The sequence below is a fragment of the Streptomyces sp. WM4235 genome, from assembly GCF_001279725.1.
Classification (GTDB): Bacteria; Actinomycetota; Actinomycetes; order Streptomycetales; family Streptomycetaceae; genus Streptomyces.
Map to the genome: position 1 here is coordinate 150,499 of NZ_LGDE01000226.1, position 21,999 is coordinate 172,497.

The following is a 21,999-nucleotide window of genomic DNA, read 5'->3' on the forward strand; positions in this document are numbered from 1 at the left end:
GAGGGCCACCCCTTCCTTTTCCAGGAGCCGGCCGTTGGGCGACGCGGCCCACATGACACCGCCCTATCGAGGGGCGTCGGTTCCGGACTCGGCCCGATCCGGATTTCTCATTCCATTCCCGTGGGGGGATTCTGTTGTCTCGTCAAGGTGGTTCCTCTTTACGCGTGCGCGCGAAGAGACCACGCGTAGCGATGATTGCCGTGCTCGCGGTGCTCATCTCCGGCCTGGGTCTGCCCGTGGCCGAAGCGGCGGCCAAACCGCCGAAGGTCTGGGTGCCGCCACAGACGGCGCTGCCCCAGACCAAGCCCGTCAAGGGCTCGAACGCCAAGCCGGTCAACGCCAAGGCTCCGCCCGGCAAGCCGTGGAAGCCGGACGTGAAGGCGAAGGCTCCGGTCGGCTCCGCGACCGTCTCGCTCGGCTCGGCCGGCGGATCCGCAACTGCATCGCGCCCAAAGCCTGTTCAGGCGGGTGGGCTCCCGGTATGGCTCTCCGCGCCCGCGGGTGCGAGGCCTTCCGGGAAGTCCTCGGGACTCGCCACCGGGCCTGCCGGCGGTACCGCCGGTTCCGGTGAGGGTTCGCTGCGGGTGGAGGTGAACGACGAGGCGAAGACGCGCGCCGCCGGGGTGCGGGGTGCGCTCGTCGCCCTGACCGACGCCAAGGGCGCACCCGCATCGGGGAAGGTGCAGGTGGGTTTCGACGTCACCGCGTGGGCGAAGACGACCGGTGCGAACTGGGGCGACCGCGCGCATGTGGTCCGGCTCCCGGACTGCGCACTGACCACACCGGGCGCGGCGGGCTGCACGGCCCGTACCCCCGTCGCCTCGCGCCGGGATGCCTCGGGCCGTCTGATCGTCGAGGTCGATGTCCCCAAGGCGACCGCGGAGACTTCGAGTCCGCTGAGGTCCGCACCGCGTGCGCAGTCGGCGCCCGAGGCGGTGCCCCTGGTGTTGGCGCCCCAGGCCGTGGCCCTCGCGGTGGAGCCGGGCCCGTCGGGTGCGAGCGGTGACTTCACCGCGACGCCACTGTCGCCTTCCGCTTCCTGGAGTGCGGGCGCGAACGCGGCGAACTTCACCTACGGCTACACCGTCGAAGTCCCGTCATCCATCGCCGGACCCGGCCCGTCATTGGGCTTGGGGTACGACTCCTCGTCCATCGATGGCCGGACCGCGTCGACGAACGCCCAGGCCGGCGGTTTCGGCGAGGGCTGGGACTGGAGTCCGGGTGCGATCTCCCGGTCGTACAAGGGCTGCAAGGACGCGGGAATCGCGGAGTCGGGTGACGAGTGCTGGGCGGGCGACATCCTGTCGCTCAGTCTGGCGGGCCACGCGGGTCAGATCGTCCGTGACGACGCGACGTGCCTGTACCACCTCCAGGGCGAGGACGGGACGAAGGTCGAGCGCCTGACCGGGCAGCGCAACACGGCGTGGAAGGGTGAGGGCTTCAAGGTCACCACGAGTGACGGGACCCAGTACTACTTCGGCTCCAACCGCCTGCCGGGCGGTGACGGTACCGACCCGGAGGCCAAGTCGGTCTCCACGGTCCCGGTGTACTTCAACAGCGGCCGGGACAAGTGCCTGGGTGCTGATACTCCTGCCAACGGCACGTGGCAGCAGCTGGGTTGGCAGTGGAACCTCGACTACGTCGTGGACCCGCACCAGAACCTCGTCACCTACCGCTACGAGCAGGAGGACAACCACTACGGGCGCGCCGGCGGTCAGAACGGCGGCACCGGTACCTCCACGAAGTATCAGCGTGGTTCATACCCGACCTGGATCGGCTACGGTCAGCGCCTGCCCGAGCAGATCGCCGCGAAGGGCGCGGCCAAGCCGGCCGCCCAGATCACGATCGACAACGCCGAGCGCTGTGTCGTGATCGGGACCGTCACGTGCAAGGACACGGCCCAGCGGGTCAAGGCGAACGCCAAGTCCTGGCCCGACACCCCGATCGACCAGGAGTGCCCGGCCACCGGTCAGTGCCTGAATCTGTCGCCGACCTTCTTCACGACGAAGAAGTTCACCCGGATCTCCACCGAGGTGTGGACGGGCACGACATGGACCAAGGTCGACACGTACGACCTCACGCAGTCCTTCCAGGACCCGGGTGACGGCACGTCCCCGACCTTGTGGCTCGACAAGATCGAGCGGACCGGTTCGAACGGCAAGACCGCGATCAAGCTTCCTGCAGTCTCCTTCCAGGCCGTTCAGATCCCCAACCGCGTGGACGGCGTCGTCAAGCGCCCGGACGGTACGGAGGCCTCGGCGCCGAGCTACCGGCGCCCGCGGATCCAGACGATCACCACAGAGACCGGTGGCCTGATCAACGTCGCCTACAAGGCGCCCGAGTGTTCGCGCCTGAAGGGCAAGATGCCGTCCTCGGAGGACGGCAACACCATGGCCTGCATGCCGGTCAAGTGGTACCTGCCGGGCCAGTCCTACCCGGACCCGGTCGACGACTGGTTCAACAAGGTCGTCGTCCAGTCCGTCACCCGACAGGACATGGTGGCCGGCCAGATCGCCACGGTCACGGACTACGAGTACGGCGGCGGCTTGGCCTGGCACCGCAACGACTCGGAGTTCACCGACCCCAAGACCCGCACCTGGGACCAGTTCCGCGGTTTCGCCACCGTCACCACGCGGACCGGCAACGGCAATGCCGGCGAGGCCCCGCGCACCAAGAGTGTGACCACCTACCTCCGTGGCATGGACGGCGACGTCCTGGCCGACGGGTCCACGCGCACCGTAAAGGTGGCCGACGCGCTGGGCGGCACCATCAAGGACGAGGAAGTCCTTTCCGGCTTCGTCCGCCAGAGCGAAACCTACGACCGCGACGGCGGCACCGTCGTCTCCGACGAGGTCACCACCCCCTGGATCGGTCCGGTCACGGCGACCCGTGCTCAGTCCGGTGGGATGCCCGCCATCACCGCGCGCGCGTTGAACACCGGCAAGGTCACCACGCGGGCGAAGCTCGCCAACGGCACCTGGCGCACCGGTGAGCGTTCGTCGACGTACGACAACACCCTCACGACCCGTCCGGTCCAGATCGACGACAACAGCGACGTCTCGCGCACGGACCAGCGTCTGTGCACCACCTTCGAGTACCCGACCGGCCCCGGCGGTGCGTTCGCGGAACTCGCTTCCCGAACGCTGGTCCAGTCGGGTGCGTGTGGGCAGACCCCGACCGCGGCGAACACGGTCGGCGACACCCGCTCGTTCTTCGACAACCTGGCTTACGGCAAGGTCGGCGCGACCGCCGACGGCACCGGAACCGAGGTCCTGGAGAGGTACGACGGCGCCGGCAAGCCGGTCTACCGCCTGAACTCCACGTCCACGTACGACCCGTACGGTCGTGTCACCAGCAACACCAACAAGACCCGCAAGGACGCCGCGCACACCGACGGCGCGGTCACCACGACCGCCTACTCCCCGGCCACGGGCACCCTGCCGAACGCGGTCACCCACACCAACCCGCTGGGCTGGAAGTCGGTCACGACCCTAGACATCGGCCGCTCGCAGCCGCTGAAGACCACCGACGAGAACAACCACGTCGCCGAGCGCGAGTACGACGGCCTCGGCCGTGTCGTCTCCATCTGGCAGCCGGGTCAGGAGCGGGCGAAGTCCGCCTTGCCGGTGCGCAAGTTCTCGTACGCGATGAACGGCACGAACGCGCCGTCCTCCGTTCTGAGCCAGGCGCTCATGAACAACAAGAAGTACACATCCAGCTACGCCATCTACGACGGTCTCGGCCGGGTCCGCCAGACGCAGGCCAGTACCCCCTCGGGGGCGGCCGGTCGCATGGTCACGGACGCGCTGTTCGATTCGCACGGCTGGCAGGTCAAGACCAGCGCCGCCTATTACACGAATCAGGACTCGCCTTCCGCGGCGGTGTTCCTGCCGAACGGCGGGGTCCAACCCGACAGCAAGATCCCTTCCCAGACCGTCAACGTCTTCGACGGCCTCGGCCGCACGACGGCATCCGTCTTCCAGTCGTTCGGCGTGGAGCAGTCCCGCTCCACGACCGAGTACCCGGGCGCAGACGAGGTCCGCACCACCCCGCCGGCCGGCGGCTTCGCCACGGCGACCGTAACCAACGGCCTCACCTCGGTCCTGCGCCAGTACAAGTCGAACACGCCCACCGGCGCCTACGACGAGACGACCTACGTCTCCAACACCCAGGGCCAGGAACTGTCGCGCAAGGACTCCGCCGGCAACGAGTGGACCTTCACCTACGACCTCCTCGGCCGCACGGTGAAGACCACCGACCCGGATGCCGGTACCGGCACCACGGCCTACGACGACAGCAAGAACCTCGTCACCGCCACGGACGCACGCGGCAAGAGCGCCACCACCGTCACCGACCTCCTGGGCCGCACGGTCGCGACCTACGAGGGCACGGCCGTCGACCCGGCCAAGCAGGTCGGCGCGTTCACCTACGACGCCAAGGCCCTGGGCAAGCCCGCCACCACCACCCGCTACGTGGGCGGCGCTGCGGGCAGCGCCTACCTCACGGAGATCACCGGATACGACGGCGGCTACCGCCCCCTCGGCACGAAGGTCACCATCCCGGCGGCCGAGAAGGGACTGGCGGGCACCTACGAGACGACCAACACCTACGATGCCTACGGGCAGCTGATGAAGACCGCCCTGCCGGCCATCCCCAAGGCCGGCCTGGGCGTCGAGACGCTCGCGTTCGGTGTCGATGTCGCCGGGAACTTCACCTCGCTCGACGGCCAGATCGGGTCCACATGGACCCCGTACGTCGTGGACATGCGCTACGACCCCTACGGCCGGGCCATCCGCACCACCGTTGGCCGCACCGGCGCGCAGATCGTCTCCACGACCGACTTCGACGCCGGCAGCGGGCGCCCGGTCCGCGGCATCCTGGACAAGCAGACGGCCGCGACCACGAGCGTGGACGTCCTGGATTACACCTACGACAAGGTCGGTCAGCTCACCTCGATCGGCAACACCCAGGACGGCACCGCCCGTGACCTGCAGTGCTTCACCCACGACTACCTGGGCCGGCTGACCCAGGCCTGGACCGACACCGGCACCCAGACCACGGCCCCGCAGCCCAGCATCCGCGGCGTCGGCGCCTGCACCAACGCCGGCGGCCCCGCCGTCGACGGCACCGGCAAGACCAGCGTGGGCGGACCGGCCCCGTACTGGCAGCAGTACGAGTACGACAACCTCGGCAACCGCAAGAAGCTCGTCAAGAAGGACACGAAGGGCAACACCGCCAAGGACATCACGCTCACCCAGAGCTTCGGCGCCGGCCCCAACGTCCCCTCCACAGACCCGAAGACGGGCGGCGGCACGGGCGGCCCGCACGCGCTGATGAACACGACCGAGACCGGCCCGTCCGGCACCAAGGTCACTTCCTACACCTACGACGCCACCGGCAACACCACCGGCATCACCAGCACCCCTGGCACCAAAGCCCTCACCTGGAACGGCCAGGGCAAACTCGACAAGATCGTCGGTACCGGTGAGAGCGCCGGAACCAGCTACCTGTACGACACGGGCGGCAACCAGCTCATCCGCCGCGACCCCACCAGCACCACCCTCAACATCGGCAGCGACCAGATCACCCTGGACACCGCCGGCGGCAAGGTCTCCAACGTCCGCACCTACGCGGCCCCCGGCGGCCTCACCGTCACCCGCACCACCACCGCCGGCGCATCGACCTTCACCTACCAGAGCTCGGACCACCACGGCACCGGCGGCGTCCAGTTCAACGCCACCGACCTCGCCCACGTCCGCCGGGCGTCCGACCCGTTCGGCAACGAACGCGGCACCCAGCCCGCCCCCGGCACCTGGGCCGGAGACAAGGGCTTCGTCGGCGGCACCAAGGAGAAGGCGACCGGCTTCACCCTCCTCGGAGCCCGCGAATACGACCCCACCACCGGCCGCTTCATCAGCCCCGACCCGATCATCAACGCGGACAACCCGCAGCAGTGGAACGCGTACGCCTACTCCGAGAACAACCCCATCGACAAATCCGACGCGACAGGCCTGGAAAGCTGCTTCGGCCACGGGTACTGCTCGGGAAGCAACGGCACCGACAGCGGCTCCACGTACGATCCGGACTTCTACGAAAAGCACGGCGGAAACTCCGACGACGACGGCCCGTCCAAGACAGAGCTGAACGAATCCAACAGGAAGGTTTCCGAGGCCAAGAGGAACCGTGACGAGCTCATCGACGAAGTCGTCGACATGGTCGGCGACCTGATCGGATACAACGACGCCCGGGACTGCTTCACCAAGGGCGACGTGATGGCCTGCATCAACACGGCTCTGAACTTCGTCCCCTGGGGCAAGCTCTTCAAGGCCGTGAAGATCGGCATCAAGGCCTTCAAGATCTACAAGGAAGTCAACAAGGCCTACGCCGCCGTCCACGAGGCGGAACGCGGCGCAGCCAAAGCCGCCCAGGCCTACAGCTCCGCGAAAAAGGCACTGAAGGAAGCCCGCGCGGCCGAAGCCAAGGCAGCCGATGCGGCAGCAGAGAAAGCCGGAAAGGAAACGGCCGGCGACGCCGCGGGCACGGAAAGCCACGCGGTCAAGGAGAGCGCTGACGCCGAAGTCACAGGTGCGGGATCCGAAACACCGGTAAGCGCGGCGTGCAACAGTTTCCCCTCCGGTGTCCAGGTGCTGATGGCCGACGGCACGGCCAAGTCCATCGAGGACATCAAGAACGGTGACGTGGTCATGGCCACCGACCCGCAGACCGGCGAAACCCGGCCCAAGACCGTCACCACCACCATCACCACCCCCGACGACAAGGACTTCACGGACCTCACCCTCACCGACGAGGCGAGCCCCCGCGGACCGCCCCTCAAGATCACTTCCACCTCTCACCACCCCTACTGGAGCGAAACCCGCCACCAGTGGATTGATGCCGGCGAACTCACCTCCGGCGAACAACTCCGCCGTCCCAACGGCGCCACCCTCACGGTCAAGGGCACACACAACTACCCCTACGCCGTCACCACGCACAACCTCACCGTCGACGACTTCCACACGTACTATGTGCTGGCGGGAGCTGCGCCGGTCCTGGTTCACAACTGCACGACGAGCACTCCGCAGGATGGTTCCGGGCTCTCGGACGGGGACCTTCTGACAGCAGCGCAAGGCGAAAGGGATCGCTTTGCCAGGGAAATCGGAGCAATGCCTACCAATAAGCGACCTGCGGTAGTCACGGCTGGATACAATACGGAGACAAGGCAGTTTGCCGCCGCCGCCAACGCTTTTAATGGGGCATGTGCCGAGGCGTGCGTCGTGAGCGCGCTTGGGGGCGATCCGAGCAAGATTGTGTTCACTTCGGCGGTGCGCCCAAGGAAGGCTCCGACGGAACTCAAGCAGGTAAAAATCTGCTCCTCGTGTGAATCTAGATACGGGCGTGGTGCGTTCCCGGCGGCCGGAACGGTATTCAATACCGATGTCCTTAGGCTCTTTGACTAAGCGGAGGGCTGGCATGAAGGTTGAGATCGACAGGCATGATTGGAGTTCGGTGCGGAGCCTTTGGGGTGAAGATTCACTGATCCTCCGCGCCGCGCTCATCGACCTGTGTGAGGCAGTATCCGACGATGACGTGGATCTGGCGGTTCAGCGGATCGAGGACGAGTGCGTGTCGCCGGGAACCCTGTCGGAGTCTTCCGCCGCAGCAGCTCGATGTCTTGTCCACGGGATTTACAGCTTCAACGGTCACACCCTGGCCAGAGCTCTGGAAACGCTGGCCATCATTGCCTCGGAAGGACATAAGCAACTCCAACCACAGGCGGGAGAGCTCGCCAAGGAATGCCTGAAAGGCATCCTCCTCGGATTTCCTACTTATTGCGAGATCTTGGAGATGTCCAAGAATATCGACTGTAGGAGTTCGGCAATCGACCTCCTCCTGATTTGTGGATTGAATGATCCCGATGCGAGGCCGGCGGCCAAGTTTGCACTCGAATCGGTAAGGACTTCCGACGACTTGGTCGAACTGAGTGACCTGATCTCCACTTCACTCGCGGAGCTGGATCAGGTGTAGCTCAAAGTGTCAGGTTTGAGGCCCCGTCCGCTCCGGACGGGGCCTCAACTCGTTTGGGTAGCCAAGCCTCGCCAGGTGACTCCTGGTGGGGCCTCTTCGTAGGGTGACGGCAGTAGTTGACGGCAACGTCAACGGAAGAGAGCAGCGCAGGCTGGCGGTTCCTCACCGTCGATCCTGGCCGCCTCGGGACCGGTCGGGCCGTCGAGGGCGGTGCCGAGGGTGCCACGCGTCGCGCAGGAACCAAAGTCGGAGGGTGAGCTGTTCAGAGTTTCTTTACTTGATCAAGGCGGTCCGCTGGCGCGGCCCGTGCGCGCTCCGGCCCCTCGGGGCCGCCGCCCGCTCCTGTCTCCGCCCCGCGGGCGACGGCCCCGCTGGTCCGGGCGCGCAAGACCACCAGGAGACCCCCGGGCGAACCTGGAGAGCAGGCGCTGGGGGATGCCTGCTACTGCGGCGATGGTGCGGCGTAGGTGGAGCATGAAGCGGGCCCACAGGGCGGGTGCGTGGGCGTTCCAGAGGACCGCGCCGGTGTAGTCGTACCGGTTCGGATCCAGTGTGTTGCCGAGGGCCGTGTCGTCCTTGGCGTGAGTGCGCTCGCAGCGGCAGCGGGCGGCGGTGCTGGAACGCCGGCCGTGGACGGCGCCGTACGAGGGAGCGGTGCGGGTGGCGAACACCCGGGGGTGGGAGGTGACCTGCTCGGGGATGTTCTTGCCGCCGCGGAGTCCTGCGGCGATGAGTTGGTAGGTGTCCTGGCGGTAGAGCTCGGCGCAGGAGGGGCAGCTGGTGGTGCGGCGGTTGCCGCAGCGGACCAGGAGGTGCCCGGCTGGCATCTTCGCGGAGTCCAGGTGGCACAGGACGCCTTCGTGGGGCTTGACGGAAACCCGAGAAGCCCAGGTCAGAGGCCTACTGCGGAAGCTGTCGAAAACGCTCCGCTCCCCTTCTCGGAACGCTCTGCCCATCGCTGCAGCTCAGAGCCCTATCGCCAACACGGTCGACACCCAGCTCACCGGATGGCCGAAACGGCCCTGTCAGCCCGTCTCGGTCATCCGCCAACAGGGCACCAGGAACAGGGCGCGTCGAGGTTCCGATGCGGGCCGCCGGCCGCCATCGCCGTCGCCGTCGCCGTCGACCATCCACCGAAGAGCATTGTGTTCATGTGTGAAAGCTGGCTCGCATTGCTCCTACCTCGCCTGTCGGAACATGATCAAATGGCGCCATGGTGTGGGACGAATGGGAAAAGGCCAAGGTAGATGTCGCCGGCGAGCGCCAGGTGTCGATGTGCCTCAACTAGGTGACCAGCGGACCTGGTGGCGGTCAGGCCGACCTGGTCGTACACCAGGATGACCTGGGCGAAGTGGGCCATGAGGCCTTCCTGCTGCATGGGCAGCTGCAGAAGCAGGCCGACATCGCCGGCGCCGGTGCCGACGGGTCAGGAAACGGCTCCACGATGCAGGCCGCAGGATCCTTGAAGACGGCCGGCTTCTCTCTCGGCGGCGAGCTGGAGACCACCGTGTCCGTGTGGACATCTCAGGTGAAGACGGTCCTGCAGGCATGCGCCCACATCTCGAACCACCTGGACTACTCCAAGAAGGCGCACGCCGCGGACGACGAGGCCATCGCAGCCTCGCTCCGCAACCGCGACGGCTCGGCCGTGCCCGTCTCCCGCATCGACGAGTACCTCAAGTAGGGAGCACGGCATGGACTACTCGGACCTCATGGAACTGGACCTCACGAAGCTGGGATCCGCCGTTCAGGACTGGAAGCGTACGGCCGACGCTCTGCAGAGCCTGGGGGGACAGGCGCGCGACGGGGCAAAGGCCAAGGCCGAGAAGGCCCGCTGGGAAGGCGTGAACGCCGGTGTGACCCGCGCCTTCGTCGGTAAGACGGTCAAGGAGATAGAGGACCTCCACACGGAGGCCAAGAGCATCTTCAGCGTCCTCCAGGACGCCCACTCCGAACTGGTGACCATCCAGCAGCAGGCGAAGAACGTGACCGCCGATGCCAAGGAGGCAGGCTTCAACGTCCGTGTGGGGCAAGGCGGCGCGGTGACGATCGAGGATGCCCTGGTCTGCGAGGTGGACGGTCCCGGCCAGCGCAAGCAGGACCTCATGCGCTGGTACGCCGACACCCTGAGCGGAGTAGTGAGCCACGCGGCCGAGGTCGATGCCGCTGCCGTACGCGCTTTGCGCGGCAGCCACGGCGCGGATCCACACAACGCCGGCCATGCGACATACACCTCCCTCGACCAGGAAATGCTCCCCCGGGCACTGAAACTGGCCGGGCTCGGCGAAGAGGCCAACGCCAAGCAGCGGAAGGAGCTGCAGCGGCTCTGGCAGTCACTCGGGCCCGAGGCCCGGGCCCAGCTGTGGACCCAGCACCGGGACGACCTCCTTGCGGCCGGGTTGCTCCGCCCTCAGGTCAAGCAGGTCGCCGCGGACGACGGCGCCGGCCCGTACGACGTCGAATCGCCAGGAATAGCGGACTACTGGAAAGAGATCCAGGCCAACGGCATCTCGAACTCCGGCGACTTCATGGGCAAGACCGACGCGGCCCGACACATGGATCACTACCTCAACGGCAGCGGCAAGACGCTCGATCTGGACGTCGACCGCATGCTGGCCGACGACCCGGCGCTCCGGGACGAGGTGGCACGGATCCGGGCCACAGAGCAGGACGAGTGGCGGCAGCAGGCACTGGATGCCTTCGAGAAGTCAGGCGGCAAGCCTGTCGCCATCCCCGTGGAATCCGGCAGCAGCGGATACGAACACGAAAAGGGCCCGGACGGTACGAACAACTGGTACCTGGCCGTAGGCAGCGGCATGACCAACACGACCGGGGTGGTCACCGCCGTCCCCGGACCCGATGGGAAACCGCAGGTCAGCATCGACTACCAGGTCAATGTGTGGGACCGCTACAACTGGGACGGAATCAAGGCCACGCCGATCGGACCGACCACCGTCACCGATGCCGACATGGCCCGCATGCACACGACAGGGCTGGCCAGGGAGTTCGACATGCGAGGAAGCAGCTCGGTACAGCGACACGATCTGTCGGCGGGAGGGTCCTGGCCCGCGCCCGAGGACACCGGGCGGAGCGGCACCCGCACGGACATCGGCCGCAATTCGGCCGCCCGGTGATCCGCGCACCACGCCCGGGCCCCGCCCCGGCGCTCGCAGTGGCAACGGTGCTGCTCGGCGTGCTCGCCGCGGGATGCTCCGGGGCGTCCGGCGGTAGCGGCAGGGAAGGCGGCCGCTCGGCGGACCCGGGGACGTCCGACTGGGTCGAGGGGGCCACCGCCGAGTCCGTCGCCCGGACCCTGCACGTGGAAGTCCCCTCGACAGCGACCCAAACCGCGGCAGCGCACCGCAGGGGGTTCCAGGACGACGGGTTGATCCTGTCCTTCGTCCTGCCCGCGGAAGCCGTGGACTCCTTCCTCACCCAGCTGAAGCCGGAGCAGCCCCTCAGACTGCGCGCGCAGCCCTTCGCCGCCGAGGCAACACCGGCCACGCCGTTCGCACGCCTGGGGCTGCCGGAACCGGATTCGCTTCCCAAGGTCAGGGAGGGGCAGGTGTGCGCTCCCTGCAAGGGCGACCTGAACTGGCTCAAGGTCGCGGTGGCGCAGATCGACGAACGGAGCAGCCGCGTCTACCTGAGAGGGGTCGACTGACGCCCGCAAGAGCCGCGGTGCGGTCTGACGCCCAGCCGTCCGCAGAGACAGCGGTGTTGCAAGCACACGTCAACGCGGTCGCGCCCCGGCAGGGGGAGGCCGGTCCAGTCGGCCTTCGTCGCCAGGACGCCGGCCCCCAGCCCATCAGAACACCCAGGCCCCGCGCCTGCGGCAATCCATGCGACCACTCCCAGCACAATCCAAGACAGCTCACATCACGCAGGCGATGTCTGGCACTCCTCGCACCGCCTGATCGCCTGCCGTGTGATGTTTCCGTCGGTCGCGGTCGCCGGATAGCTACTGCTCAACCGGTGCCACAGCCCGGCCGGAGGTGTGGGGATCCAACCCCAGCGCGGGGCGGTCACCAGTTCCTCGGTCAGATGGGTGCAGGCCCCGGGAATGTGCGCGTACTGCGTCGGTGAGATCAGAATCGTGTCCGCAGGGAAGCGTCGCCACTCCTGCCGGGGCGAGGTCGCTGGGCGGGCTTTTGGCGCGGATCCGTCGGGCGGGCACGCACAGCCCAGCCCGATGATGAAGTCGCAGCGCTCGCAACGCCATTCCTTCACGGCCCGCCCCACCCTCACGTCCTACCGGTGTCCACACGGTAGACGATCTTCCCATCGAACTCCGCGAACCCCAACGACTTGTAGAAGGCGCGCGCGCCGGGATTGTCGCGGTCCGTCATCCACTCGACCCGGCTGCATCCGGGACGTGCTGAGGCCAGGGCCCGGAGCTCGTCCATGAGGCGGGCGCCGACGCCCTGGCGGCGGAGGGTGCCGCGGACATAGAGCTCTTTCAGGAAGAGAGAGTGGGAGGAGCCGGCCGCCGGCCAGAGGAACGAGTAGGCGGCGAGCCCGACGAGATCACCAGCCTCGTCCTCGACCAAGAGAGCGGACGCCAACGGCGGGGAGCCGAAGAGCGCCTCCTCCACCTGGGAGCGGCGCTCCTCGAGCGGCTGGATCTCGGTCGATCCGTAGAACCGTTCGATCTCCTCGATCAGATCGGCCACTGCCACGGTGTCGCGCCTTTCGGCGGGGCGGATCGTCACGGTCATCGACATCTCCTGTCGCTCTTTCATCGCTTCACTCGTTCGTTTCCATACGTGATCCTGGCGTGGCGGCACGGCTCGTGGCTACGGGGGCGTCAGTGCCTGAGGAGCCCAGCCGTGCTGGCGCAGGGAACCCTGAACATGCCGGATGAGGTACTCCAGATCCGCACAGTAGACCGAGGGGTTTCGGTAGCCGCGCTCGGTGCTGAAGCGGTGCGGCAGATAGCCCCCACCGCACACCTCCACCAGAGGACAGCTCTGGCACTGATCGGCGAGCGCGGCCTTCCCGTTCTGCCGGTACAGGAGCTTCGGCTGGTGAAGGACCTCATTGAAGGACTGGCTGAAGACGTCGCGTCCCAGCCAGGAGGCACCTTCCTCGACGGACCGCAGGGTGTCCACGCCCTCGATCGTGCCGTCCGACTCGATCACGATGCTCGTCGGCGGGGCCAGGCCGAGGGACTCCACCGAGCTGTGCACCCCGGAGCTCAGCGCCACGATGTCCTCCAGCATCCGCACACTGTGCCACTGCTCCGGCCGGGCGAGCCAGGCGTCGTAGACGCGGCTCATCCACAACCCGTACTCGGGCACACTCGGGTCGTCGCGATGCGGCGGCTCGTCGTGCGTCCCGTGCGGCAGGCCGAAGTCGATCACAGGCGGCTCGAACGACGCCAGGTAGTCGTGGACCTCGACCGGGTCGTTGGCCAGGTCGACGACCGCGAGCAGCCCTGCAAACAGGTGCGGCCGGGACCGCAGGAGTTCGATGCCTCGTACAGCCGAGCCGGCGCTCGATCGCGAGGCGTGTGTCAGCCGGTGACGGTCATTCGCGGTCGGCGGTCCGTCGAGGCTGACGCCCACGACGACCGCGTACCGCTCGAAGAGGTCCAGCCACGGCTCGGTGAGGAGCGTCCCGTTGGTTTGAAGCTCGAAACGGACCGCCACACCGGCCGGAACACCCTCCTGTATGGCGCCGAGCAGGTCTGCCATGTGCCGGGGGCCGGTGAGCAACGGCTCACCGCCGTGCAGCACGACGTGCACACTCCGCAGGCCGTGCACCGCCACGTGCTCACCGATTCGCAGCCCAGCCGCCCGGGCCACGTCCGCACTCATCCGGGCAGGCAGGTGCCGCCACGCCTGGTCCGCGGAGTTGAAGACGTAGCAGTAGTCGCAGTCGATGTTGCAGCGATTGGCGACCTTGAGGATGAACGACCGAAAGGGGGCGACGTCCGCGCGCGGTGTCATCGAGCGGAACGGCTCAAAGAGGCCAGGTCCAGATCAGCGAAGCCTGGTGACCACCCTCGCCAGCGTGGTTTGACGCCGTCTGCTCGGCCGCCAGCCGCTGCCGTACGCGGACGGCGACACGGTCCAGGACGACCGAACCGTTGATGGACTCCGCGACGACGGGCGCCGGAGCATGCGGTGCGGGAACGGGCGTACGTGACGGCATTCGACGCTCCTCGGGGCAGTACAACGACGATTGAGGCGGCAGGCCAGCCCGCAAGGTAGCAGCGCCGCTCCCCTCGGCGACACATCGAATCCGGCCACGTGCCCGGCTACTCGGCCCGCGACGCAAGTAGCTGCTCGACGACATCTGCCGCCCCGTCCACGCCCAACCGTCGGTACACATCGAGCGCTTCACGCAGCGCCCCTTCGCCCCGCGCCCGCTCGCCGACCGTCCAGTCGCAACGGCCGATCCCCTCCAGGGCCCGTGCCTCCTCAAGCGGGCAGCGGATGTCGCGGGCCAGCCCCAGCGCCTGCTCGAAGAGTCCGCGGGCGGCGGCCCAGTCACCGGAGGAGTGCAGCAGCGTCCCCCAGTGGTTCAGGACCTCCGCCTCACCGCACCGGTCGCCGTGCTCTCGGAGGATGTCCAGACTCCGCCGGAACGACTCGACGGCACCGTCCCGCTCGCCGGCGACCCCGCGCGCCGCACCCAGCTCGCCCAGAGCGGCGGCTTCGCCACCACGGCTGCCGAGATCGCGGTACGAGCCCAGGGCGTCATCCAACAGCCGGATCGCCTCCGTGACGTTCCCGTCCAGGCGGTCCAGTACCCCGAGGTAGCGAACGCTGTTCGTGCGGCCGAACCGTTCGCCGAGCTCGGTGAAGTACTCCAGCGCCCGGGTGTGAGCCTCCCGCGCTCCGGTGGGATCGCCGGTCAGGCGCCGTACGACTCCGAGCTCGTTGAGGGCGTACGCCTGGTGGACCCGGTCGTCGAGCTCCTGATAGATGCCGAATGCCTCACGGTGGCGCTGCGCAGCCAACTGATACTCGCCCAGGAGACAGTGCACGACGCCAAGGTCTCGCAGTGAGTTGGCCTCCCCGTACCGGTCGCCCAGCTCCCGGTAGATCGACAACGCTTCGGTCTGTGCCGCCGCCGCTGCGTCGAACCGGCTGGTCTGCCGGCGCACCATGCCTAGGTCCGCGAGCGCGTTGGCCTGGCCGAGCCGGTCGCCGACTTCCCGATAGAGCGCGAGGGCCTCGGTCTGCGCCTGGGCAGAGGCGTCGTTGTCCGCGGTCATGTACCAGACGATGCCCACCTGGTTCAGAGCGTCAGCCTTGCCTCGCTTCTCGCCGACCGTCTCGTACTCCGTCACCGCTTCGTTCAGTGCCTCGATGGCCTCGGGGTAGGCCGCCATGAAGCGCCGGACGACTCCGAGCTCGGCCAGCGCGTTGGCCAGCGCCCGCCGGTCGCCGGTGTGCCGGGCGGCCTCGGCGGCGGTCCGGTGGAGGCCAACGGCTTGATCCCAGGGCCCGGCCTGCCGCAGGAAAGGCGCCATCGCCGCAGCCATGTGGATCACCAACTCGTGCAGCGCGAGGTCGTTTGCCCTTCGGATGCAGGCCAGGACGTTGGCCCGCTCGTCCTCCAGCCAGCCCAGAGCTGCCGTACGTGAATCGATGGGCGGGGTCTCTACCTGCGTGTCGCCGTCCGGAGGATTCGGCGTGGAGGCGCCGCTGCGGGCAATGTGTCTGTTCGCGACAGCGAGGGCGGCCAAGTAGTAGGAGCACACGCGCTGAACGGCATGAACAGGGGGCATGCTGCCTCCCTCGTCGGCGAGACCGCGGGCATAGTCGCGTAGGAGGTCGTGAAGCCGGAACCGGCTTCCCGGGTGTTCCTCGATCAGATGGGCGTCGTAGAGCGTGTCGAGTCCCTCGCGTGCCGCCGCCACCGAGACCGAGCCGAGCGCGGCCCCGCAGAAGGCATCGAGCTCGGTTCCAGGGTAGAGGCCGAGACACCGGAAGAAGTGCTGCCGCTCAGGGGAGAGGTCCTGGTAGGACAGACTGAACGTCGCGGCGACCGCGCGCTCCCCAGCTCGGAGCTCTCCCAGCCGGTCCCCGGCGGTGACCAGACGCGCACGGAGATCCTCGGCGCTCCATGACGGGCGATGGCGCAGCCGCGCGGCGAGCAGCGACACCCCGAGTGGCAGGTACCCGCACAGCTCCACCAACTGCCCGAGGACGGCCCGATCGAGCGACTCCGCCGACCGCCCGCTGAGGCGTACGAACAAGTCGACCGCATGCTCCGCCGGCAACGCCTCCACTGGCAGGACCACCTCCTCGTACGCAGCCAGCCGCTTGCGGCTAGTCACCAGCACGAGACAGTCGCTCCCGCCGGGGAGCAGGGGCTCCAGCTGGCGATAGCTGGCCGCGTTGTCGAGGATGAGCAGTGCCTTCTTGTTCGCGAGCTGGCTCCGCCACATGGCCGCCCTCGCCTCGGTGACCGCACCCAGGTCGTCGCCGACAGGAATCCGCTGCGCCGGCACTCCGGTCGCTGCCAGCAACGATGCGAGCGCTTCCGTGGCCTGTACGGGGGGCCTTCCCGTCGTGTGGCCGTTGAGATTCACGAAGAGCTGGCCGTCCGGGAACCGCTCCGACAGCACATGTCCCGCGTGTACGGCGAACGTCGTCTTCCCGACTCCTGGCATTCCGTCGATCACATGCACAGGCAAGGCCTCGCCGCTCTCCTGCGAGTTCCGTACGGACCGCACCAGCGCCTCGAGCTCGGCGGTCCGGTCGGTGAACGCGGTGGTGTCGCGCGGCAGGGACCGCAGCACGAGGGCAGCACCCGGAGGCACCGTCCCTTCCTCTGGCTGGGGCGTCGGCGCGGCGCGGCGTTCCGGCGCCCCCGACTCCGACAGCGCGGCAAGCAGTACGGCCAGCCCGACCATGGCCCCGCCCAGCACAGCGAACGAGAACCAGCCATGCCGCTGTAACCACCCCAGCCAGCCGGGCCACTCCGACTCGGACACGGCGTTGGTGACGAGCCCCACGAGCATGGTCGTAACGGCTCCGCCGGCGGCCACGACGGCGACGGAAATCCCCCGCCGGAGCCTCATACGTGGGTCGTCTTGACGGAGCAGGGATTGGTCCGTTCGGGCTGGCCGCCTGTGGCGCGGCACAGCTTTCCAGCTGTAGCTCTGGTCACGAACGCAACCCCCGAATCCGACGCCCTATCGCGCATAAGCGGACCAGCTCTCACGGACCCTGGTCAAGGTCAGCTCCCCGCCACATGCCGGCTCGTATCAGCCAACCGGTGCGTGGCTTCTAAGCCGGGCGCACCGACGCCCCTTTCACAGAGCCGGCCAGATGACCAGGTGAACGTGCTGCTGATCGCCAGCGGAGAGTGATCCTCGGCAATGGGTGTGTAGTCAGCCCTGGTAGCGTCGCCAACCGCTCCGCCGCCATCGTCGGCTTCGACTGGCAGAACGACCCCGCCTACACCGACGGGGGCCTGGCCCGTGCCTGACGACATCTTCGGATCCCCCAGGCCCCAGCTCGAACGCCCGAATCGCAAACGCCGGCTCGCCGACCACGAACAGCGCAGCATCGCCGAGCGCGTCCGCGGCTGCCTCGACTACCCACTCCTTTACGAGATGGCAGAACTCCTGCCACCACCGAACGCCGTCGGCTGCCCCCGCGAGTACCCGGGGATTGCCTATCTGATCGTGGCCGCCCTCACCCCGGTGACGAGGTCCAAGCGCTCCACCACAGGGCTCCTCGCCTCACCCCAGGACTGGCGCAGCGTACGGGCACACCTCCGCCGCCACCTGGGCCGCAGGGCGGCAGCAGCCCTGCCCCTCACCGCGCCCTCCCGCGGGCAGTACCAGGACGCTCTGAACAGCCTCCTCGTACCGGCCGCCGACGTACTCGAGGAAGCGTTTCGCAGGTACGCCGCCCGGCAAGCCCTCAACCAAGAACTCTTCCCCCCGGACGCCCCCAAGGTATGGAGCCGCCCCGAGCGCCGGCAGCTCCTGGTCGGCGACGCCACCGTCCCCAAGGCCCCCTCGAAAGCCCGTGCCGTGGAGATCTACGACGAGGACACCGGCCTGATCCGAAGCCACCGGGTCGACCCGGCCGCCCGCATCTACTACGAGAACGGAGAGAAGGCGAAGCGGAAGGTGCGTGGCACCAAGTGGTTCTTCGCCTCCGGACGCGACACCGGCTACTGGACCCGCGTCATCCTCAGCTTCGCGCACGTCGGCGGCGGCGAGTACGAAGTCGAAGCGGCCATCGCTGTAAGGCAGTTCCGAATGCTGAAGGACGCTCTGCCGGACTGTATGGGCGTCGTCTACGACGGTGCCTTCCGCGGCGTCCACCGTGACGCCCTCGCTCGGACCGGACTACTGGCCATCAACAAGCAGCACGGATCCGTCGCCCCTGTCTTCTACGAGCGCGTCAGCCCTTGCAGAAGGGGCCATGAACTCTGGTGCGACCAAGGCCGCATCGCCGAGAGCATCCGCATCGATGACGGCACCCGCATCCTCGAGCCCCTCCCGATCATCAAACTCGAGCACCGGGCCGGAGCCACCAAGAGCCGCTGTTACCACCTCCTCAAGATCCCCTGCCGGCACGGTGATCACGACTACCGCGTCTCCGTGGGCATCACCACCACTCCCGCCGACCGGTCACTCCGCTCCACCGACACGGGTCAGCGCCTCAAGAGCGACACCGAACGCGGCTTCCACCGGGCCGAATACCTCCAGCAGATCCCCGAGGCCAGCCTCACCCACCAGCTCCTCTATCCCTACCGCGCCGACTCCGAGTCCGTTCACAGCCAGTTCGACCAGAGCCTCTGGAACCGCCGCATGATCGCCTACGGCGTCGAGCGACAGAAGATCTTCGTCCTCGGCTTCGCCCTCTCCCAGAACGCCACCAGCCACCAGATCCACCTCGAAGCCCGCAGCAACGCCCAGCAAGAGCTCCGCGTCGCCTGACGTGCCTCAACCCAACGACGGCCGCACCCGACCCAGGGTGCGGCCGTCGACGCATTTGCACCTCGGCGGGGGCAAGCGGACAGAACGGATGCCTGGGCTGTCCCTCCTCGCCCCCACAGCGCGCCCTTGCCTCCGCGCCCACCACCTCAGCCCCTCAGAACCCCCAGGTCGCGGGCACGCCTTCGGCTCAGACCCGCGCCCGCGGCAATCCATGCGACCACTCCCAGCACGATCCGCTAGGCTGTCAGCGGTCAGTCGGCTACCAGGCGTATGCCGGGAAAAGTGTCCGCGAGGGCATCTCCACCCGGATGTGTGCACGTCGCCTGACCAGCATGTTTGTCGAGACGGCGCGCGTGATCCCTCCGGGGTTTCCGACAAGGTTCGCGACAAGCCCCCGCCTTCGTGGGATCTGTCTAAAACCCCAAAACCGCAGGTCACAGGCGCGGGCTTTGAAGCCCCAAAACGCCTTCTCCCGATCTCAAAACGCCTCAGAGCCCGTCCCACTGTGCTGGCACCGCGCAGCTGAGATCGGCGCACAGGACTCCCAGAGCACCGGCCGCGACTGATTTCGTGCAGCAGCCCCAGGCGCCACATGAGCAGAGCGAACCTCGACGTTTTCAAGCACGATCCATGCGTCCCGCCGGCCGCCCAGGAGCTGCGCCAGACCATGGGTAGGGCGTGGCCTCCGGTCACGCCCTACGGCCTGCGTATCACCTAGTGCTCTGACCGCATACGTTCGCCGGGTTGGGTGGCCGTGAGGTGGTGGGGGCCAGGCTTGTGGCTGGGGCGTCCGCCTATGCTCAGCTCGTGCAGCGGTCCGATAGAAGCGATCCTTTGACCATGGCGTTCCCAGCCGAGCTTGCAGGCGATGCCGAGGCAGTAGTGTCGGTCATGCCTGCTTCTCGCCTCCTGCCGGCAGCGCCGTTTTCGGTCGTTGTGGAGGGCCATCAGGTCTTGATCCCCGAGCGTCTCTACAACGACGAGCCGCCAGCTGACGCGGTGGCGTCACTTTCCTCGCGCCAACGGCAGCTTCTCCACTGCCTGTACTCAAGGCACTGCGACGGGGTGGTCAGGCAACGCCATCTGGAGAAGATCGTTGGATCCACGGACCCGTGGGTCGTCCCCTTCGTCGTGCAGCTGGTCGGCGAGTACGTCTTGGAGATCCTGATCGTCATCTGCGATGAGCTCCGTGATCTCGCCGCGCCGGGCACCGGCGGCCACCTCGCTTACGGGCAGTTCATCGTGGACAACCCGGCCTACTTTGCGCGCACTCAACGGCGGGTCGTGAGCTACTGGAGTTGCTACTACCGCGGCACCTACGCGAGTTTTCAGGGTTACCCGGGGCGCACTCTTCTTGACCTCCTGCGGTCCGCTGCCTCCGACAGAGCCGGGCATTCCTGGCCCAACCTTGCTCCAGTCGCCAGCAGGGTGGACGGCTACTGCTAGGCCCCGGCCGGGCAGGGTCGCCGGGCCGTCAAGCCGCATCGGCGAGAGGCTGCCCGCCCCAGCGGATGCCCTTCTCGCTGCGGATGCGGGCGCGCTCGCGGCGCTGGGCGGCCAGCACGTCGGGGTGTCGGGCGTTCTTGTTGCGCCAGCGGAGGTAGGCGTGCAGGGCCCGGGTCTGGACGGTGTGGTTGCGGTGGTGGGAGTTGGCCAGGGTGAACTGCCACAGCGGCCCGAAGTGGGCCTCGATGGGGTTGACCCAGGACGCGTAGGTGGGTGTGAAGCACAGCTCGACCTTGTTCCGGGCCGCCCACCTGCGGATCTTCCAGTTCAGGTGGGCGGAGAGGTTGTCGAGGATCACGTAGATCGGGGCGCCGTCCGGGCGGGCGGCTCGGATCGACCGCAGGGCGGCCCAGGTGTGGTCGATGCCCTTGCGGCGCCGGTTGATGCCCCACAGCTTGTCGTCGCCGACCGAGTAGCAGCCGTGGAAGTAGGTGATGCCGTGGGTGCGGCGGTAGGTGGCCGGCAGCCGGTCGGGGTGGCTATGTTCGGCCCAGCAGGAGCCGGCGGTGGGGCGGATGCCCAGCGGCCCGAACTCGTCGAAGGCGAATGTGCGGTCCGGGCGCTCGTTGATCGCGTACTCGATCCGTTCCAATTTGGCGTCGAATGCCGGGTCCGGGGATTCCTTCCAGGTCTTCGTCCGCTGGAAGGTGATCCCGCGGCGGGCCAGTAAGCACCGCAGGGCCTCGCGGCCGATCCGGACGGGCCGGGCGGTATTGCGTCGCAGGTGATCGACCAGTTTCCGGATGGACCAGCGGGTGAAGGGCTTGCCCAGCACGGTGGGGCGGGTGGTGGCCGTCTGGATAACGAAGTCCTCGTCGTCATGACTCAGCAGGCGGGGACGGCCTCCCGCCCACTGAGGGTTGAGGCATGCGAGCCCGATCTCGTTGAAGCGGTGGATCACGTCGCGGACGGTGTCCTCGTCCGCCTGGACCAGACGGGCGATGACCGGGACGGTGCTGCCGCCGGCCGAGGCCAGCAGCATCATCGCCCGCCGGAAGCGCACCGAGTTCGTGCTGCCCCGCCGCACAATCTGCTGGAGCTTCTGTCCTTCCTGCTCCGTCAGCCTCCGGACCCTGACCGGCGGTGCCATTCCGCCTCCCCTGTTGGTTGGAAGCGTCGTCACTTCCAACCAACACAACGAGCAACCCGGTGAACCTATACGGTCACAGCACTAGGTCTGAGATCTCGGCCTCGCCGGACGCGGCCCTCCGATAGCCGCCCCGGGCCTCCCCCGGGGGTGTCGATGCGCCTGCCGCCGACGGCGGCGTGGGCATACCCCCTCTTGTGGTCAAGGAGTGGCACCTGCCCCTACCGGGGACGGGCGATCGCGGCCTCGAACCCTGGATTCAAATCCCTAACTGGTATTGGTGACGCGGCCGCGATAGCCCCCGTGGTTCCCTCACGCACCGGTGGCCCCGTTTGCCGGGACTGCCAGGCCCGTAGCCCTGTTTGTCCCATCCTCGACCTGTCGATTGTCAGTGCTGCATGCGACTCTGTGAGTACGAAGTCGACGGAAACGAGCGGAGGGCATTGGCATGCGCGCTTCGGCT

Annotated in this window: 14 protein-coding genes; 8 read left to right on the forward strand and 6 right to left on the reverse strand. The window is 67.8% G+C overall.

Annotated elements, in window-relative coordinates:
- Positions 1-191: 191 nt before the first annotated feature.
- Complete coding sequence (locus ADK55_RS40475; RefSeq protein WP_107089215.1) at positions 192-7,457, forward strand: polymorphic toxin-type HINT domain-containing protein; 7,266 nt, start codon at positions 192-194, stop codon at positions 7,455-7,457.
- Positions 7,458-7,470: 13 nt separating this feature from the next.
- Positions 7,471-8,025: a hypothetical protein gene (locus ADK55_RS17220; protein WP_053679671.1), complete on the forward strand. Its 555-nt coding sequence runs from the start codon at positions 7,471-7,473 to the stop codon at positions 8,023-8,025.
- Positions 8,026-8,306: 281 nt separating this feature from the next.
- Here ADK55_RS17220 and ADK55_RS17225 read toward each other — a convergent pair whose 3' ends face one another.
- Positions 8,307-8,981: a replication initiator gene (locus ADK55_RS17225; RefSeq protein WP_420713639.1), complete on the reverse strand. Its 675-nt coding sequence runs from the start codon at positions 8,979-8,981 to the stop codon at positions 8,307-8,309.
- Positions 8,982-9,313: 332 nt separating this feature from the next.
- On the opposite strand from ADK55_RS17225, the gene ADK55_RS17230 reads away from it, so the two are divergent.
- The 3 genes from ADK55_RS17230 to ADK55_RS17240 are packed head-to-tail and all read left to right on the forward strand — an operon-like array spanning position 9,314 to position 11,689.
- Positions 9,314-9,709, forward strand: coding sequence for a hypothetical protein (locus tag ADK55_RS17230; RefSeq protein ID WP_234350093.1), 396 nt, complete (start codon positions 9,314-9,316; stop codon positions 9,707-9,709).
- 10 nt (positions 9,710-9,719) lie between these two features.
- Positions 9,720-11,159: a hypothetical protein gene (locus ADK55_RS17235; RefSeq protein WP_053679676.1), complete on the forward strand. Its 1,440-nt coding sequence runs from the start codon at positions 9,720-9,722 to the stop codon at positions 11,157-11,159.
- 38 nt (positions 11,160-11,197) lie between these two features.
- Positions 11,198-11,689, forward strand: a complete 492-nt coding sequence (locus tag ADK55_RS17240; protein WP_159041429.1) for a hypothetical protein — start codon at positions 11,198-11,200, stop codon at positions 11,687-11,689.
- Between the two features lie 580 nt (positions 11,690-12,269).
- On the opposite strand, the gene haaN is transcribed toward ADK55_RS17240, so the two are convergent.
- From haaN to haaT, 4 genes are all read right to left on the reverse strand, one after another.
- Positions 12,270-12,743, reverse strand: coding sequence for a cyclophane-containing RiPP N-acetyltransferase HaaN (gene haaN / locus ADK55_RS17245; RefSeq protein WP_053679772.1), 474 nt, complete (start codon positions 12,741-12,743; stop codon positions 12,270-12,272).
- A gap of 78 nt (positions 12,744-12,821) precedes the next feature.
- Positions 12,822-13,976 carry an FxsB family cyclophane-forming radical SAM/SPASM peptide maturase gene (locus ADK55_RS17250; RefSeq protein ID WP_053679680.1) on the reverse strand — a complete coding sequence of 385 codons (1,155 nt, stop codon included), beginning with the start codon at positions 13,974-13,976 and terminating at the stop codon, positions 12,822-12,824.
- Positions 13,977-13,989: 13 nt separating this feature from the next.
- Positions 13,990-14,361, reverse strand: coding sequence for a HaaA family cyclophane-containing RiPP peptide (haaA, locus tag ADK55_RS40730; RefSeq protein ID WP_324611186.1), 372 nt, complete (start codon positions 14,359-14,361; stop codon positions 13,990-13,992).
- Positions 14,288-17,065, reverse strand: a complete 2,778-nt coding sequence (haaT, locus tag ADK55_RS17255) for a cyclophane-containing RiPP biosynthesis TPR protein HaaT (protein ID WP_199826550.1) — start codon at positions 17,063-17,065, stop codon at positions 14,288-14,290. The genes haaA and haaT overlap by 74 nt, the downstream gene beginning before the upstream one ends.
- 287 nt (positions 17,066-17,352) lie before the next feature.
- Here haaT and ADK55_RS40480 point away from each other — a divergent pair, with 287 nt between their 5' ends.
- The 3 genes from ADK55_RS40480 (at position 17,353) to ADK55_RS17265 (ending at position 20,389) form a co-directional block, all read left to right on the forward strand.
- Positions 17,353-17,475, forward strand: a complete 123-nt coding sequence (locus tag ADK55_RS40480; protein WP_266947875.1) for a hypothetical protein — start codon at positions 17,353-17,355, stop codon at positions 17,473-17,475.
- Positions 17,468-18,943 carry a hypothetical protein gene (locus tag ADK55_RS17260; RefSeq protein WP_053679682.1) on the forward strand — a complete coding sequence of 492 codons (1,476 nt, stop codon included), beginning with the start codon at positions 17,468-17,470 and terminating at the stop codon, positions 18,941-18,943. The genes ADK55_RS40480 and ADK55_RS17260 overlap by 8 nt, the downstream gene beginning before the upstream one ends.
- An 840-nt stretch (positions 18,944-19,783) precedes the next feature.
- Complete coding sequence (locus tag ADK55_RS17265) at positions 19,784-20,389, forward strand: hypothetical protein (RefSeq protein WP_053679777.1); 606 nt, start codon at positions 19,784-19,786, stop codon at positions 20,387-20,389.
- A 28-nt stretch (positions 20,390-20,417) separates the two neighbouring features.
- Here ADK55_RS17265 and ADK55_RS37735 read toward each other — a convergent pair whose 3' ends face one another.
- Complete coding sequence (locus tag ADK55_RS37735) at positions 20,418-21,539, reverse strand: IS630 family transposase (RefSeq protein ID WP_053679684.1); 1,122 nt, start codon at positions 21,537-21,539, stop codon at positions 20,418-20,420.
- Between the last annotated feature and the right edge of the window lie 460 nt (positions 21,540-21,999).